Source organism: Streptomyces tailanensis, assembly GCF_008386495.1.
Classification (GTDB): Bacteria; Actinomycetota; Actinomycetes; order Streptomycetales; family Streptomycetaceae; genus Streptomyces; species Streptomyces tailanensis.
On sequence record NZ_VTHJ01000003.1, the window covers coordinates 124,105 to 139,910 of the forward strand.

A 15,806-nucleotide genomic window follows, 5' to 3' on the forward strand; every position below is an offset into this window, starting at 1 on the left:
ATACCGTCGTGACCTCCTTCGCGCCGGACTCGATCGTCCTGAACCGCAAACTGCCCCTCTGGTATCAGGTCTCGCAGTCCCTGCGGGCCTCGATACTCGGCCGCTCGCCGGGGGATTCGCTGCGGCTGCCCACCGAGGAGCAGCTGGCCGGGCACTACGGAGTGAGTGTGCTGACCATGCGGCAGGCGCTGAAGGAGCTGGAGGACGAGGGCCTGATCTCCCGGCACCGCCGGCGCGGCACCTTCATCGAGCCGGACGCCCAACGGGGCTCACCCGTGCGGCTGCTCGGCTCGGTGGACGCGATCGTGGCCCAGCAGTCGGGCATGACGACCGAGCTGCTGGACCACGGCAAGGCCCCTCTGTCGGGTGAACTCTCTGAGTACTTCCCGGACTTGACCGAGGTGGCCACGTACCACCGGCTGCGCGGCGACGAGAAGACGGGCGAGCCCACCAACCACGCCCGCAACTACGTCCGCCCCGAGCTGGCCGAACGCATCGACCGGCAGGACCTGATCCGCTGGCCGATGACCAAGGTGCTGCGCGACGTGGTCGGCGTGGCCATCAGCCGCATCACCGACACCGTGGAGGCCCGCCTCGCGGACCCCGAGACCGCCCGCCTGCTCCACGTCCCGCTGCTCAGCCCGATCCTGCACTACACGGGCGTGACGTACGACGAGGACGGCCGCGTCCTGGACGTGGCGGTCATCCATTACCGCGGCGACCGCTTCTCCTTCACGGTGACCCTCGATGCCAATTGATGAGGTCGTACGATGCCCAGCGTGACGCACGACGACGCTCCGCTGCTCGCGGACCTCATGCCGTGGTCCGTCGCACCGCCACGGCTGGGCCGGGGGTGGCCGACGGCCCCCGACGCGGCATCCCTGAAGGCCCGCTGGGACGCCCTGATCAAGGCCGAGCGCCCGGACCGCGAGACCCTGTTCGAGCCCAGCCGCTCACGTACGCTGCGGTCGGCGGTCGGACAGCTGCCGGGCCAGTCCAGCGGCACGGAGAAGCTGGCCCGCGCGTCCGGCCCCTGTTCCGAGCCGGTACGGGTGCTGGCGGCGCCCTTCGACGAGCAGTGGCTGATCCCCGACCACCGGCTGATCGACTCCGCCCGCCCCGAGCTGTGGCGGGTCACGGACGAGCACCAGGTCTTCGTCGTCGAGACGCCCACGGAGGGCGACGGGCCCCACGTGCTCGCCACGTCCTGCCTCCCCCTCCTGCGCCCCGGCCGCGTCCGCCCCCTCTACCGCCGCCCCGGCGGCACCGAACCCAACCTCGCGCCCGGCCTGCTGGACCACCTGAGCACCCGCCTGGGCCTCACCCCCACCGCCCCGGACGTCCTCGCCTGGACCCTGGCGACGGCCCGCCCGACCCTCACCGTCCCCCTCACCGAGGACCCCGAACTCTGGTCCGAGGGCGTCGAGCTGGGCCACCGCCTCCTCTGGCTGATGCGCCGCCACGGCGACCGCCCCAAACTCCCCGGCGGCCGCCGCCCCTACGTCCGCGCCCCACTACCCTCCCTCCCCCACTCCCGGCTTCGCTACGACCCCGAGGAAGAGGCCCTCCTCATCGACGAGGGCCGCATCTCCCCCGTACCGGCGGAGGCTTGGGACTTCCACGCGGGCGGAGTCCGCGTCCTGGAGGAGTGGTTCACCAGACGAACGTCCCCGCCCGAGCCGGGCACTCTGGAGGCCATCCGCCCGACGACCTGGCCCCAGACGTGGACATCGGAGCTCCTGGAACTGATCACCGTGCTGGCACTGCTCGCGGAACTCCGCCCGAGGCAGGCCGACCTGAAGGTGGAAAACCCGATCACCACGGCCGAGCTGCGCAAGGCAGGCGTCCTGCCCGCACCGGAGGCGTCCCGCAAACCGGCCTCGGTCCTGGACCACCACGAGGAGGGACCGGAGGGCCAGTTCACGCTGTTGTAGATGGGCACTTTGTTGCCCATCCCCCAGATCAATCGGCCTCGAATCCGCCGCAAAAGCCGCCGCCAGCCTCGGATAGGCACCGGACGCGACCCTCGCGGTGCCGGGCGAGGCGTACCGGTCATTCCTGGTGCCGGGGCTGCTGGTGGCGACGGCCGCCGCCGGGATCATGACCGGCATGTTCCAGGCCGCGCAGGACACCCATCGGGGCGTGATGGACCGCTTCCGCACGCTGCCGATGAGCCGGGCGGCCGTGCCGCTCGGACAGGCGGCTGCGGACGTGGTCGTCACGGCCGCCGGTGCGGTGCCGTTCCTGCTGGTCGGGCTCGCGGTGGGCTGGCGGATCGAGGGCAGCGCGCTCGCGGCGGTCGGCGCGTTCGGCCTGTTGCTGCTGTTCCAGTTCACGGCCGTGTGGATCGGCATCTTCCTGGGCCTGCTCACCCGGAACGGGGAGGCGGCCGGGCAACTGGGCGGCGCGACCTTCCTGCTGCCGCCGCTGTCCAACGCGTACATCCCGACCGAGGGCCGGCCGGGTCGGCTGCGCACCGTCGCCGAGTGGAACCCGATCAGCGCGGTCACCACGGCCCTGCGCGACCTCTTCGGGAACGCGCCCGTCCCGGAGGGCGCCGCCTGGCCGGTGAGCCATCCGGTCGCCGGGTCGCTGGCCTGGTCCGCCGTCCTGCTCGCGGTGTTCGTGCCGCTCGCGGTCCGGCGGTACGCGGCCGGGAGCAAGTGACCATGCGGTAAGCGGCCGGGGGCAAGTGACCATGCGGTAAGCGGCCGGGGGCAAGTGACCATCGGGAGTGACCTTCGGGACGCCCCGGTGACATGGCCCACGCCATGGACCCCATGGACCGTCTCCCGGCGCCCTCTGGAGGGCATCACCGTCGTAGCCGTCGAGCAGGCCGTCGCGGCGCCCTTCGCCAGGGCGCTGCTGCCCCCCCCTCCCCCAGTTCTCGGCTTCGCTCGAACCGGGGGGACTCCCATCGCTGCCGGGCGGGGACGAGGCGCGGATGGGGGCGGTACCCGCGCTCGGGGAACACACCGAGTCGCTGCTGCGTGCCGTGGGGATGACGGACGATGAGATCGCAGCGCTGCGCCGGGACGGTGTGGTCGCCTGAGCGCGGGCCTCCTCCAGGAAATCCGTGGTGCTAGCGGCCGCCGAAGAGCGAGCGGCGCAGACGCTTCAGGGGTGCGAACAGCGAGACCCTGCCGAGGCGCGTGTCCTTGCGGCTCTTGCGCTCGTGCGGGGTACGGGCGGTGATCTCGCGCATCAGCGAGGTCGCCTCCGCCGTCTCACGCTGTGGCACGGCGGGGCCGCTCAGCACCGAGAGATGGCGGTCGAGGCGCGAACTGGTCGCGCTGCTGCCGCAGGTGATCGCGGGAACGCGCGCCCTGCGTACTGTTATCTGTTCCATGTCACTCCCCACCCGTACGAGTCCACCCGGCCCGGGCAGCGTAACCATATCGCTCCGCCCGAGCACTCGGGAATCACGACCCTCCTATTCCTCTTCCCCGTAACAGGGTTGTTGATTACTCTCCGAATCCGACCGATTCCAGGGCGAGTTGGACAACTGGCTGGCTGGTTGGTTGCGGTGATCCGCCGTCGGGTTCGACGGTCACGGCGAGTGACGTCGCATCAGTGTTCATTCCGCTGGTGACCAAGGGCGTGTCGCCGTCGAACAGGCCCAGGGAGCGCGGTTGCACGTCGGGGCGCATGAGCCAGAGCTGGTGTACCCGGCCGGCCGGGAGGTCCTCGAACCCGCTGAGGGTGACGATCGCGCTCCCCTCTTCCGCGGAAGCGATCACTCCGATTCCATTGCCCTCCGCGTCCCGTTCGCTGGTCGCCTCGGCGTCCGGCGCGGTGAGGACGTGGGCGATCTCACGTGCCCGGTCGCGCTCCGCGGCAAGTTGGTCCTGGGTCCGGTCGGCCTGGACGGCGAAGAGCGAGGCCACGACGAGCGCCGCGGCGGCCGTCGCGGTGGCCAGCGGGGCGAACAAAGGGCGCGAACGGGGCGCACGGGTGCGCGACTTCGGCGGCGGCTCGGTACCCCACACATGCGCCGGCAGATGCTGCTGGGGGCGCGCCTGCGCCGGAGCCTCCTGTGGCATGTTGCGTACGGCGGCGAAGACCCGGTCGCGCATCGCGGCCGGCGCCGGGGCTGCCGTCGACCACGCCAGCCGCACCGCGTCCTCGGACAGGGCGCGCACCTCGGCCGTACAGCGGTCGCAGCGCTCGAGGTGCTTCTCGAAGCGGCGCCGCTCGCCCGGCTCCAAGGCGTCGAGCGCGTAGGGCGCGGCGAGCGAGTGGAGGTCCCCGCGGCGGAACAGGCTCATACGGCACCTGCCTCGTGTTTCGTGAGGCCGAACAGCGCGCTCATGCGACTCCTCCCAGGCATTCGCGCAGCCGTGTGAGTCCGTCGCGCATACGGGTCTTGACCGTGCCGAGCGGTAAGGAGAGCCGCTCGGCCACTTCTCGGTAGGTGTAGCCGTCGTAGTAGGCGAGGGTGACGGACTCGCGCTGGAGGCTGGTGAGCTTCTCCAGGCAGTGGCGCACCCACTGGCGTTCGAGTCCGGCCTCGACCTCCTCGGCGACCTGGTCGAAGGCCGGGTTGTGGGCCTTCCAGCCCTCGCGCTGCTCGCGCTCGGTGGCGGCGCGGGCGCTGCGCACGCGGTCCACCGCGCGGCGGTGCGCGAGGGTGAGGATCCAGGACAGGGCGCTGCCGCGGGCGGGGTCGAACCGACCCGCGGAGCGCCAGAGTTCGAGCAGCACCTCCTGAGCCACCTCCTCCGACTGCGCGGGATCCCGTACGACCCGGCGGACCAACCCGAACACCGGGCCGGACACCAGTCCGTACAGCTCCTCGAACGCTCTCTGGTCGCCTCCGGCCACCCGGACCAGAAGCTTGTCCGCCTCCACTCGCTCCCCCTCGCCTCCCGCTGAGCACGGCCATCCCCGCGCGTAAGGCATTCGCAACGAACCCACCTCCGGATGGGGTTACGGATGAAGCCTGCCCAAAACGCGGGTCCCCCGTCGAGCAATCGGTACGACCGTCGGGGAATCGGTCCGACGAATCACGTTCGCCACTGAAACAACTCTTCAAACGCGCCGTAAGAACGTTTGGGATTCGACCAATCCACCCCGGCGACCGCTCCGAATGGCGTTCGTCAGGCAAGTTGGGACAGAGGACGGACGGCATGACACCTACTTCCAGGAGCGGCGCGGGACGCAGGAGCATCGCGTCCCTCATCTGTGGTTCGCTGGCCGCCGGAGGGCTCGCAGCCGCCGGCGTCACCGCGCTGGAACCGGGGGCGGCCTCCGCCTCCAGCCACCGCGAGGCCCCGCTGATCTCGGGGCAGCCCCAGTTCGACAACACCGACGTGTACGCCTTCGTGAGCCCGGACAAGCCGGACACCACGACGATCGTCGCGAACTGGATCCCCATGGAGGAGCCGGCGGGCGGCCCGAACTTCTTCACCTTCGCCGAGGACGCCCAGTACGACCTGCGGATCGACCAGGACGGCGACGCGCAGGAAGACCTCATCTTCCGCTACACGTTCAAGACGAAGACGAAGAACAAGGACACGTTCCTCTACAACACGGGCGTGGTCGAGAGCCTCGACGACCCGGACCTCAACATCACGCAGACGTACGACATCGAGCTCATCAAGCTCAAGAACCGCAGCGCGGTGTCGAAGACGAAGCTCGCGGACGATGTGTGGGTGGCGCCGTCGAACGTCGGCAAGGCGTCGATGCCGGACTTCAAGAAGCTGCGCGACGAGGCCGTCTACGAGACCGCCAGCGGTGTGACGACGTACGCCGGACAGGCCGACGACCCGTTCTTCCTGGACCTGCGCGTCTTCGACCTGCTGTACGGCGGTGACCTGTCCGAGGTCGGGCGGGACACCCTCAAGGGCTACAACGTCAACTCGATCGCCCTGCAGGTGCCGAGCGAGGCGCTCGTCGAGTCGAAGGACCAGCCGATCGTCGGCATCTGGTCCACGACCCAGCGCGAGGGCGCCGACGGCCAGTTCCACCAGGTCTCGCGCCTCGGCATGCCGCTGGTCAACGAGGTCGTCAACCCCATCAAGGACAAGGACACGTTCAACGCGTCCTCGCCCGTGGACGACGCGCAGTTCCTGAAGAACGTCACCGAGCCCGAGCTGCCCAAGCTCATCGAGGCGATCTACAAGATCCCCGCCCCGGCAGAGCCGCGCAACGACCTCGTCGACGTCTTCCTCAAGGGCGTCGAGGGCCTCAACCAGCCCGAGCACGTGACACCGTCAGAGCAGCTGCGCCTCAACACCTCGATCGAGCCCACCAAGAAGCCGAAGCGGCTCGGTGTCCTCGACGGCGACAACCAGGGCTTCCCGAACGGCCGCCGCCTCACCGACGACGTGATCGACATCGCGCTCCAGGTCGTCGAGGGTGAACTGGTCGACGCCCCGAACGACTTGGGCGACGCGGTCGACAAGAACGACAAGAAGTTCGGCAAGAAGTTCCCGTACGTGGGTCTGCCGACGGCCGGTTCGCGCGGCAAGACGGTCAAGGGCAACAGCACGAACAACGTCCGCAGCGCCATCGGCACCGGGGTCACCGAGTCCGGCATGGACGACACCACGCTGATCGCGGCCTCGGCCGGCGCCGGCGCCGCCGGTGTCCTGCTGGTCGGCACGGGCCTGCTGTGGTGGCGCCGCCGGATGAACGACCGGGCCTACTACTAAGCCCGGCCCGACCGGGCCCGTCCCCTGGGGCCCGGTCCACCGACCGGCGCGGCCCGCTCGTACCCATCCCCCACGGCGCGGGCCGCGCCTCATCACCGTAACTCGGGTTCACGGCAAGGAATTTGAGGAGAGGGCATGTCCCCGCGTACGAACGAGAGCGCGCCGGAGGACCGGCGTCCGCGTCCCGACGAGGGGGCTCCCGCAGACGATCGACATTCGTTCCGGCGGCGGGTGGTGCGGTACATCGCGTGTGCGGCGGCGCTGGCGGTGGCGTTCACCGGGTTCGCGGTGGCGCTGGGGGCGGGGGAGGACGAGCGGACGGTGATCACGTCCACCTCGCCCGGTGTCTCGGCGGCGCAGCTCGCCAGTGGTGATCTCGACACGGCGGTCGCGGGGTTGCAGGCCCATCTCCGGGAGCAGCCGAAGGACTTCGGCTCCTGGTCCACGCTCGGTCTCGCATACGTCGAGCAGGCCCGCACGAAGGGCGACCCCTCCCGCTATCCGCAGGCCGAGAAGGCGCTGAAGCGCTCGCTGAAGCTGCGGCCGGACAACGACCCGGCGCTCGCGGGCCTCGCCGCACTGGCCGCCGCGCGGCACGAGTTCGAGGACGCGCTGGGCTACGCGGACCGGGCACTGAAGGAGAACCCGTACAGCGAGCGGGCGTTGTGCACCCGGATCGACGCCCTCGTCGAACTCGGCCGCTACGACGAGGCGTTGAAGGCGGCGCGGCTCGCCGACACCCGGCGCCCCGGCATCCCCGTATTCACGCGGTACGCCTACGTGTACGAGCTGCGCGGCGACGTGAAGACCGCCAAGCGGGTCCTGGAGCAGGCGCTCAACTCGGCTGTGACGCGCGGCGACATCGCCTACGTGGCCACCCAGCTCGGACAACTCGCCTGGAAACAGGGCGACTACAAGACTTCCCTCGACCACTACGCCCGTGCCCTGGGCGCCGACGACACCTACCTTCCCGCGCTGGAGGGTCGTGCCCGCGCCCAGGCCGCGAGCGGTGACGAGGCCGAGGCGATCGGCGGCCTTGAGCCGGTCGTGGCCACCTACCCGCTGCCGGGCCCGCTGGTGGTGCTCGGTGAGCTGTACGAGGCGAAGGGCGCCAAAGCCGCGGCGCGCGAGCAGTACGCGCTGGTGGACGCCTACACCGCCATCGCCCGCGTCAATGGCGTCAACGCCGACCTCGACACCGCGATGGCCGCCGCCGACCACGGCGACGAGAAGGCCGCGCTGCGGGCCGCGGAGGCCGAGTGGAAGCGCCGGGAGACGGTCCACACGGCGGACGCCCTCGCCTGGGCCCTGCACGTCAACGGCCGTGACGCCGAGGCCCTGCCGTACGCCCGCCGCGCGACCGGGACCGGGTACCAGGACGCGACGGTCCTGTACCACCGCGGCATGGTCGAGTACGCCGCCGGCGACGAGAAGGAGGCGCGGGCCTCGCTGAAGGCGGCGCTCGACCTCAACCCCGGCTTCTCGCCACTCGGCGCCGCGGAGGCCCGTAGGACCCTGAAGGCTCTGGAGGCCGCCAAGTGACATCCCGTCGGCGCGTGTTCGCCTCCTGCGCATCGGTCTTCCTGGCCGCCTGCACGCTCGTCCTCGTCCCCACCGCGACGGCGAGCGCCCATCCCCTCGGCAACTTCACCGTCAACCGCTACGACGGCCTGGTCGCCGCCCCCGGCCAGCTCAAGGTCTTCCATGTCGAGGACCTCGCGGAGATCCCGGCGACCCAGGCCGCGGCCGCCATCAAGCGGCAGGGCATGGGGAATTGGTCCCGGGAGCGGTGCGAGACGGCCGCCGAAGGCACCGAGGTCACCGTCGACGGGAGTGCCGTCGAGGTGACACTCAAGTCGAGCCGTGCCGTGGAGCGGCCGGGCCAGGCGGGGCTGAAGACACTGCGCGTGGAGTGCCGGCTGACGGCCCCGCTGCCGGACCGGGCGGCCGACGTACGCTTCCACGCCGCCGTGGAGTCCGGTCCGGGCTGGCGCGAGGTCACCGCTCAGGGCGATCGGATGACGCTGACCGGTTCGGACGTGCCCGAGGAGTCGGTGTCCGAGCAACTCACCAACTACCCCCAGGAGTTGCTGCAGTCGCCGAAGGACACGGCGAAGGCATCCCTCCAGGTCCGGCCCGGCGGCCCCGCGCTGGCGGAGGCGGAGGAGCGCGACGCGCCCGGTGCCTCGATCCTCCCGCGCGGCGCGGACCGCTGGACCCGGGCCCTGGACGACCTGGTCGCCGGCAACGACCTCACCCTCGGCTTCGGGGCGCTGGCCTTCGGTATCGCCATCTTCCTCGGCGCGATGCACGCCCTCGGCCCGGGCCACGGCAAGACCCTGATGGCCGCCACCGCCGCCGCACGGGACCGGGCCCGGATGCGAGACGTCCTGCCCATGGCCGCCTCGGTGACGGTCACCCACACCCTGGGCGTGGTCGCCCTCGGCCTCCTGGTCCTCGCCGGTTCGGCCGCCGCCCCGGCCGTCATCACCTGGCTGGGCATCGCGAGCGGCCTCTTCGTACTGGCGGCGGGCGTGACGCTCGTACGCCGCGCCTGGCTGAACCGCAAGCTCGCGCTCATGCACGAGCAGGCACCTGGGCACGGCCACACGCACGACGACAGCCACGAGCATGACCACGAGCACGGGCACGATCACGGGCACTCCCACGAGCCCAAGCGTGAACTCGTCCTCGCCCACTCCCAGACCCACGCGTCGGCCGAGGCCCACACCCATGAGCACTCGACATCCAAGACGCACTCCCACGACCACGGCCACACGCACGACCACACACACGGCCATGACCACAAGCACAGCCACGACCACGGTCACGACCAAAAGCGCTCCCTCTTCGGCGGCGGCGTCACCCACACCCACGGCGGTTTCACCCACACCCACCCCACCGCGCCCACCCTGCGCGGCACGATCCTGCTCGGTTTCGCGGGCGGCATGGTGCCGAGCCCGTCGGCCGTGGTCGTGCTGGTCGGCGCGGCGGCGCTCGGGAAGGCGTGGTTCGGGCTGCTGCTCGTGCTGGCGTACGGGATCGGGCTGGCGCTCACGCTGACGGCGGCCGGGTACGCCGTGGTGAAGGCGGGCGGCTGGGTGACGCGGGTGCTGGACAAGGGCCAAGGCAGGCTCGGCGGTCCGACGGCGGCGCTGGTGCGGCGGACGGTGCCGCTGGCGTCGGCGGCGATGGTTGTCGTCCTGGGGGCTGGTTTGGTGCTCAAGGGGGCGGCATCCGCACTCGGCTGAGCTACTTTTGGGGAGAAATCGCACGGAGTGGAGATTTCGCGCGGATGCGAATGGGGGACGCCCGTGTCCGAAGAACCGGGTAGTGAACGTGTGATCGCGGGCCGCTACCGCCTGCTGACCCCGCTGGGCGAGGGCGGCATGGGAACCGTGTGGCGGGCCCGCGACGAGGTTCTGCACCGCGAGGTCGCCGTCAAGGAGGTGCGCGCGCCGGGCGGGATCGCGGTGTCCGACGTCGAGCGGATGTACACCCGGCTGGAACGGGAGGCCTGGGCCGCGGCCCGGGTCGACAGCCGCAACGTGGTCACGGTGTACGACGTGGCCATGGAGGACGGCCGCCCGTGGATCGTGATGGAGCTGGTCCGGGGGCTGTCGCTCGCCGACCTGCTGGACGCCGAGGGCCCGCTCCCCCCGCAGCGCGCCGCGCACATCGGCGCCGAGGTGCTGGCCGCGCTGCGCGCCGCGCACGAGGCCGGGGTCCTGCACCGGGACGTGAAGCCGGCCAACGTGCTGATGTCCAACGACGGTCGGGTCGTCCTCACCGACTTCGGCATCGCCACGGTGGAGGGCAGCTCCGCGCTGACCATGACCGGCGAGGTCATCGGCTCGCCCGAGTTCCTCGCCCCCGAGCGGGCGCTCGGCCGGGCGTTCGGCCCCGAGTCGGACCTGTGGTCGCTCGGTGTGCTGCTGTACGCGGCGGTCGAGGGCAACTCGCCCTTCCGGCAGAACACTCCGCTGAGCACCCTGTGCGCGGTCGTCGACGAGGAACTCCCGCCGCCCCGCCGCGCGGGCCCTCTTGCCCCGGTCGTCGAGGGGCTGCTGCGCAAGGATCCGGCCGAGCGGATCTCCGCCGAGGACGCGGAGCGGGACCTGCGGGTCATCGGGGCGGGCGGCACCCCACGCGCCGACACGGTCACCTCGACCCCGTACGCCCCGACGGTGGCCGCCCAGCCGACACCGGCCCCGACGCCGAGCCGGACACCGGCCCCGGGCGCGAACGGGTTCGGGCCGCCGACCCCGCCGCGCCCCTCCCCGGCCGCCTCCTCGACGGTGCCCGCGGGCGAGCCGGACCGCAATCGCCGGGCCCTGCTCTTCCTGGTCGCGGGCATCGCCGCGATCGCGCTGGCGGTCGCCGGACTGACGTACGCCCTGGTCAACCAGGACGACGGCGGGAAGAAGAACGACACCACCAGTGGCGCGGGCACGAACGGCGGCACCAACGGCGGGACGGGCGACGAAGGTTCCGGCGGGAATCCGGGCGACGACGAGAGCACGGACGACAGCACCGACGACGAGGAGGACGCCGAGTCGCCCTCCGACGACCCGCCCGACGACAACGGGACCAGCTCTCCGCCGCCCGCGAGCCAGACCGTGCAGGTGAAGGTCACGGGATCCAACACCGACTACTCCGGTGCCTGTCCGCCGCCCGACGGCGAGGCGCCCGCCTTCACCGCGACGTTCACGGTGGGCCGTGCGCCCGTGGATGTGCAGTACCGCTGGGTGACGAAGAGCGGCGCGGTCTCGGATCCGGGCTGGCAGACGCTGTCGTTCCCCTCGGGCGGCGGGACGACGAAGGAGGACCAGGTCGTCGTCACCACGGACCAGACGTCGGGGACGTTCGAGGACGAGATCAGCGTGGAGGTGCGCGGCCCGGTCGAGCTCTGGTCGAACTCCGTGGCGTTCTCGGTCACCTGCGAGACGGAGGCCCCGACCACGGGCGGGGCCTCCCCCACGCCTTCTGAGTGACTGTCAGGCGACCTTGCGGAACACCGGCAGATAGCCACCCGACTGGCCCGCGGCCTTCGGGTGGTACGACACACCGACGTTGAGCAGGTTGAGACCGTGCAGCCACGCGCTGCCCGAGCACAGTTCGTGCCCGGTGAACGGGGAGCGGACGTCGCCGAAGGTGAAGCCGTGGTCGGCGGCGCGTTTGGCGATCGCGGTGTTCAGATAGTCGGACGCGTTGTTGATGGCGGACCGCTTGGTCTGGGACAGCCCGGGGCAGGTGCCGCCGAGCTTGTAGAAGCGGGGGTAGCCGAGGACCACCACATGGGCTGCGGGTGCCTTCGACCTGATCGCCGAGTAGACACTGTCGAGCCGGCCGGGCAGCGTCGAGTCGACGTACGCCTTCGCGGTGTTGATGCGGGAGACGCAGGCGCTGTCGGACTTCAGGACGCAGGTGGTCATGACGTCGGCGAAGCCGGCGTCGTTGCCGCCGATGGTGAGGGAGACCAGCCCGGTGTTCGGGCCCAGCGGGCCCAGTTGACTGGCCAGAACATCACCCGTTCGGGCGCCCGAGCAGGCCGTGAAGTGGAAGGACGAGGGTGAGTGGGCGGCCGCCCAGAGGTGCGGGTAGGCCTTGGTGCTGCGCTTGCAGTCGCCGCTGGAGGAGATGTAGCTGCCGGCGCCGACCCCCGAGGAGTACGAGTCGCCGAGGGCCACATAGCCGGTGGGGGCGGCCTGTTGGGACGCCTGGGCCGGTGTCGCCCCGGTGAGGGCGGTGCCGGCGGCGAGGAGGAGTGAGGTCGCGTATGCCGCAAGTCGGGAACGTCTCATGGAACCTCCCTTTAGCAGGATCTCTGCCTCAACCGTCGTAGCAACTACGCGGGTTGATGGGAAGTGTCCATGTCAATACTTTCCCGGCCCTACCGGAACGTACTCACCTTCTTCAACCCGCGTTCTATTACGGATGCGTGACAGAAACATGACAAGGCCTCAACACTCTTGAGCTACCTGCCTGGATCGATCAATCTGCTTACAGCCGTGAGCGGAACGCGACGCTCCCGGTCGTGAGTGCGAGCACGCACACACCCCCCACAGACGCGCGCCCCACCCAGGCGTGCGCCGCCTATGAGGAGGACTCCCTCGTAATGGCAAAACTGCGTAGCAAGAAGACCCGTGTCGCCGCCGTCACCACCCTGGCGGCCGCCGCCCTGTTGGGCGGCCTCACCTCGATGCCCGCCCAGGCCGCGCCGGCCGAGGGCAAGGTGCTCGCGGCCGACTCCCCCACCGCGATCAAGGACAGCTACATCGTCACGCTCAAGAAGAGCGCGGGCCTCAAGGCCGCGTCGAGCGCGGGCAAGGACCTGGTCAAGGAGTACGGCGGCACGGTCGAGCGGACCTTCAAGACCGCGCTCAACGGCTACTCGGCCGAACTCTCCGCGACCGAGGCGAAGAGACTCGCCGCCGACCCGGCGGTCGCCTCCGTCGAGCAGAACCAGGTGTTCACGGCCAGTGCCACGCAGACCAACGCCCCGTGGGGTCTGGACCGTTCCGACCAGGCGTCGCTGCCGCTCTCCGGCACGTACACCTACCCGGACAGCGCGGGCAGCGGTGTGACCGCGTACGTCATCGACACCGGCGTCCGTATCTCGCACTCCCAGTTCGGCGGCCGGGCGGTCAACGGCTACGACGCGGTGGACGGCGACAGCGTCGCGCAGGACGGCAACGGCCACGGCACCCACGTGGCGTCCACCATCGCGGGCTCCACCTACGGCATCGCCAAGCAGGCGAAGGTCGTGGCCGTGCGCGTGCTCAACAACTCCGGCTCCGGCACCACGGCCGGTGTCGTCGCGGGCATCGACTGGGTGACCGCGAACCACAGCGGCCCCTCGGTCGCCAACATGTCGCTCGGCGGCGGCGCGTCCACCGCCCTCGACACGGCCGTCCGCAACTCCATAGCCAGCGGTGTCACCTACGCCATCGCGGCCGGCAACAGCAGCGCCAACGCCTCCTCGTACTCCCCGGCCCGCGTCACGGAGGCGATCACGGTCGGCGCCACCACCAGCACCGACGCCAAGGCCAGCTACTCCAACTACGGCTCGGTTCTGGACATCTTCGCCCCGGGTTCCTCGATCACGGCCGGCTGGTACACCAGCGACACCGCGACCAACACCATCTCGGGCACCTCGATGGCCACCCCGCACGTCGCGGGCGCAGCCGCCGTCTACCTGGCCGGCCACACCTCGGCCACCCCGGCCCAGGTCGCCTCGGCCCTGACCGCCGGGGCCGTCACGGGCAAGGTCACCAGCCCGGGCACCGGTTCCCCGAACCGTCTGCTCCAGATCGTCCAGTAACACCAGTCCGGTAACACCAACTGGCAGGCCGTGAACGGGAGTTCCCCGGAGGCGCACCTCGCCTCCGGGGACTCTTCGTATGCGGACGGGAATTCCTTTGCCCGTACATTACGAATACCCGTCGGGGCCGGTTCCGCATCTTGACTGCCCCTCGCCCTCTGAGCGACATTGAAGCCCGGCATCCGGCGCTTCGGGGGGCAAAGTCGCCAATGCAGACCATACGTATCAAGCCATCTCCCTCGTCATCGAGCGGTGAGGGGCCGCCGCGGCAGGAGGCTCGGAGGGATCTGTCGCCGCTGCTCGCGGGCGCGGCCGCGGCTGTCGCGGGGGTCGGCGCGGTACTCGCGTTCGCCGACGCGGACTCGGTGCTGCGCGGCCCGTTCACGCTGTTCTTCCTCCTTGTCGCGCCGGGCGCCGCCATCGGCACCGGCTTGCGCGGACTGGCACCGTTCGGCCGCATCGTGGTGTCCGCCGCCGGTGCGATCGCGGTGAACCTCCTCGTCGCGCAGGGCATGATCGCCACACACTCGTGGTCGATGCCCGGCGGGATCGCGGCCGTGACCGTGATCAGTTCGCTCGTTCTCCTGCTGACTCCACTGCGGCGCCTGCGCGGCCGTACGGAGAGAAGACGGACCTGACGTGGACATCAGTGTGTACCGCCCCGGCGAGCTGACCGCCGCCGACCGGGCGGCCTGGACCGCTTTGCAGTCGAAGGCCCATCTCCACGGCGCGCCCGAGCTGGCGAACCCGTTCCTGTCCCCCGAGTTCGCCCTCGCGGTCGGCCGCTGCCGGCACGGGGTGCGGATCGCGGTCGTACGCGAGGACGGTGAACCGGCGGCCTTCTTCCCGTTCCAGAGATCCGCCGCCGGCGTCGGCAGAGCCATCGGTCTCGGCCTCTCCGACTGCCAGGGCGTGGTCCACCGCCCCGGATTCACCTGGGACGCCCACGCGCTGCTGCGGGCCTGCGGGCTGGCCGTATGGGAGTTCGACCATCTCGCGGCGGGCCAGACGCCGTTCGCACGCCACATCACCGGCACCTTCCCGTCACCGGTCATGGATCTGGAGCAGGGCTACGAGGCCTATCTCGGCCAACTGCGCGCCGACTCGCCGAAGTTCGTGAGGGCGACGCGCGCCAAGGAACGCAGGCTCGGCCGGGCGGTCGGCGAGGTGCGCTATGTGCACGACGAACGCGACCCGAGGATCCTGCGCACCCTGATGGCCTGGAAGTCTGCGCAGTACCGCAGGACCGGGCGCAGCGACCGCTTCGCGCACCCGTGGATCATCCGGCTCGTGCACCAGCTCTTCCACACCCGCTCCGACTCCTTCGCCGGGCGGCTGTCGGTGCTGTACTCGGACGGCAAGCCGATCGCGGCCCACTTCGGGCTGCAGTCCGAGCGGGTGCTGACCTGCTGGTTCCCGGCGTACGACCCGGCGTTCGCGAAGTTCTCGCCGGGGCTGCTCCTGCATCTGCACATGGCTGAGGAGGGCGCCGCCGACGGCATCGCGTACCTGGATCTGGGCCGTGGCCAGAAGCAGTACAAGGATTCCCTGAAGACACGGGAGATCTCCGTGTCCGAGGGGTGGGTCACCCGACGCCATCCCGTGGCACTCGGGCACCGGGCTCGCCGAGCCCCGGTCCGGGCGCTGCGGAACACGGTGTTGGCGCGGCCGGAATTGTTCGAACCGGCAGACAAACTACTGAAACGGATGGGGAAAATCCGGTCGGGGCGAGACGTACGTGACGACAAGTAGACGACCAGTATCGGACACAACAACAAAAACGTGAGGCTGCGTAATAGGCCTTGCCATATGGGCTCAATCATCAA

13 protein-coding genes and 2 pseudogenes are annotated in these 15,806 nt (G+C 70.7%); 11 read left to right on the plus strand and 4 right to left on the minus strand.

The window, feature by feature from the left end; all coding sequences use genetic code 11:
• Positions 1-8: 8 nt before the first annotated feature.
• The 4 genes and pseudogenes from F3T56_RS04220 to F3T56_RS04235 form a co-directional block, all read left to right on the plus strand.
• On the plus strand, positions 9-758 hold the full coding sequence (locus F3T56_RS04220) for a GntR family transcriptional regulator (protein ID WP_149823313.1): 750 nt from the start codon (positions 9-11) through the stop codon (positions 756-758).
• A gap of 12 nt (positions 759-770) precedes the next feature.
• On the plus strand, positions 771-1,934 hold the full coding sequence (locus tag F3T56_RS04225) for a type ISP restriction/modification enzyme (protein ID WP_149823314.1): 1,164 nt from the start codon (positions 771-773) through the stop codon (positions 1,932-1,934).
• Positions 1,935-2,019: 85 nt separating this feature from the next.
• Positions 2,020-2,667 (plus strand): annotated as a pseudogene (locus tag F3T56_RS04230) (ABC transporter permease); the annotation flags it as partial.
• Positions 2,668-2,917: 250 nt separating this feature from the next.
• Positions 2,918-3,052, plus strand: a pseudogene (locus F3T56_RS04235) (CoA transferase); the annotation flags it as partial.
• A gap of 30 nt (positions 3,053-3,082) precedes the next feature.
• On the opposite strand, the gene F3T56_RS04240 reads toward F3T56_RS04235, so the two are convergent.
• The 3 genes from F3T56_RS04240 to F3T56_RS04250 all read right to left on the minus strand — a co-directional run bounded on the left by F3T56_RS04240 (position 3,083) and on the right by F3T56_RS04250 (position 4,851).
• Positions 3,083-3,349 carry a hypothetical protein gene (locus tag F3T56_RS04240; protein ID WP_149823316.1) on the minus strand — a complete coding sequence of 89 codons (267 nt, stop codon included), beginning with the start codon at positions 3,347-3,349 and terminating at the stop codon, positions 3,083-3,085.
• A 115-nt stretch (positions 3,350-3,464) separates the two neighbouring features.
• On the minus strand, positions 3,465-4,268 hold the full coding sequence (locus F3T56_RS04245) for an anti-sigma factor (RefSeq protein ID WP_149823317.1): 804 nt from the start codon (positions 4,266-4,268) through the stop codon (positions 3,465-3,467).
• Between the two features lie 40 nt (positions 4,269-4,308).
• On the minus strand, positions 4,309-4,851 hold the full coding sequence (locus F3T56_RS04250) for a sigma-70 family RNA polymerase sigma factor (RefSeq protein ID WP_149823318.1): 543 nt from the start codon (positions 4,849-4,851) through the stop codon (positions 4,309-4,311).
• 278 nt (positions 4,852-5,129) lie between these two features.
• Here F3T56_RS04250 and F3T56_RS04255 point away from each other — a divergent pair, with 278 nt between their 5' ends.
• The 4 genes from F3T56_RS04255 (at position 5,130) to F3T56_RS04270 (ending at position 11,650) form a co-directional block, all read left to right on the plus strand.
• On the plus strand, positions 5,130-6,656 hold the full coding sequence (locus F3T56_RS04255) for a DUF4331 domain-containing protein (RefSeq protein WP_149823319.1): 1,527 nt from the start codon (positions 5,130-5,132) through the stop codon (positions 6,654-6,656).
• Positions 6,657-6,791: 135 nt separating this feature from the next.
• Positions 6,792-8,198, plus strand: a complete 1,407-nt coding sequence (locus F3T56_RS04260; protein ID WP_149823320.1) for a tetratricopeptide repeat protein — start codon at positions 6,792-6,794, stop codon at positions 8,196-8,198.
• On the plus strand, positions 8,195-9,907 hold the full coding sequence (locus F3T56_RS04265) for a HoxN/HupN/NixA family nickel/cobalt transporter (RefSeq protein ID WP_149823321.1): 1,713 nt from the start codon (positions 8,195-8,197) through the stop codon (positions 9,905-9,907). The genes F3T56_RS04260 and F3T56_RS04265 overlap by 4 nt, the downstream gene beginning before the upstream one ends.
• A gap of 63 nt (positions 9,908-9,970) precedes the next feature.
• Positions 9,971-11,650: a serine/threonine-protein kinase gene (locus F3T56_RS04270; protein ID WP_149823322.1), complete on the plus strand. Its 1,680-nt coding sequence runs from the start codon at positions 9,971-9,973 to the stop codon at positions 11,648-11,650.
• A gap of 3 nt (positions 11,651-11,653) precedes the next feature.
• Here the strand turns inward: F3T56_RS04270 and F3T56_RS04275 are convergent, their stop codons facing one another.
• A complete protein-coding gene (locus F3T56_RS04275) occupies positions 11,654-12,460 on the minus strand; it encodes an SGNH/GDSL hydrolase family protein (protein WP_149823323.1) in 807 nt (268 codons plus the stop codon).
• Positions 12,461-12,774: 314 nt separating this feature from the next.
• Between F3T56_RS04275 and F3T56_RS04280 the strand changes: the two genes are divergently transcribed.
• The 3 genes from F3T56_RS04280 (at position 12,775) to F3T56_RS04290 (ending at position 15,732) form a co-directional block, all read left to right on the plus strand.
• A complete protein-coding gene (locus F3T56_RS04280) occupies positions 12,775-13,980 on the plus strand; it encodes a S8 family peptidase (protein ID WP_149823324.1) in 1,206 nt (401 codons plus the stop codon).
• Between the two features lie 209 nt (positions 13,981-14,189).
• Entirely contained in the window at positions 14,190-14,618 is a 429-nt protein-coding gene (locus F3T56_RS04285) for a hypothetical protein (protein WP_172638793.1), read from the plus strand.
• Between the two features lies 1 nt (position 14,619).
• On the plus strand, positions 14,620-15,732 hold the full coding sequence (locus F3T56_RS04290; protein WP_149823325.1) for a GNAT family N-acetyltransferase: 1,113 nt from the start codon (positions 14,620-14,622) through the stop codon (positions 15,730-15,732).
• Positions 15,733-15,806 lie beyond the last annotated feature (74 nt).

Coding starts and splice junctions, on each gene's coding strand:
- F3T56_RS04245 (WP_149823317.1), bottom strand. CDS start 4,268: ATGAGCCTGTTCCGCCGCGGGGACCTCCACTCGCTCGCCGCGCCCTAC.
- F3T56_RS04260 (WP_149823320.1), top strand. CDS start 6,792: ATGTCCCCGCGTACGAACGAGAGCGCGCCGGAGGACCGGCGTCCGCGT.
- F3T56_RS04275 (WP_149823323.1), bottom strand. CDS start 12,460: ATGAGACGTTCCCGACTTGCGGCATACGCGACCTCACTCCTCCTCGCC.
- F3T56_RS04240 (WP_149823316.1), bottom strand. CDS start 3,349: ATGGAACAGATAACAGTACGCAGGGCGCGCGTTCCCGCGATCACCTGC.
- F3T56_RS04280 (WP_149823324.1), top strand. CDS start 12,775: ATGGCAAAACTGCGTAGCAAGAAGACCCGTGTCGCCGCCGTCACCACC.
- F3T56_RS04285 (WP_172638793.1), top strand. CDS start 14,190: ATGCAGACCATACGTATCAAGCCATCTCCCTCGTCATCGAGCGGTGAG.
- F3T56_RS04225 (WP_149823314.1), top strand. CDS start 771: ATGCCCAGCGTGACGCACGACGACGCTCCGCTGCTCGCGGACCTCATG.
- F3T56_RS04255 (WP_149823319.1), top strand. CDS start 5,130: ATGACACCTACTTCCAGGAGCGGCGCGGGACGCAGGAGCATCGCGTCC.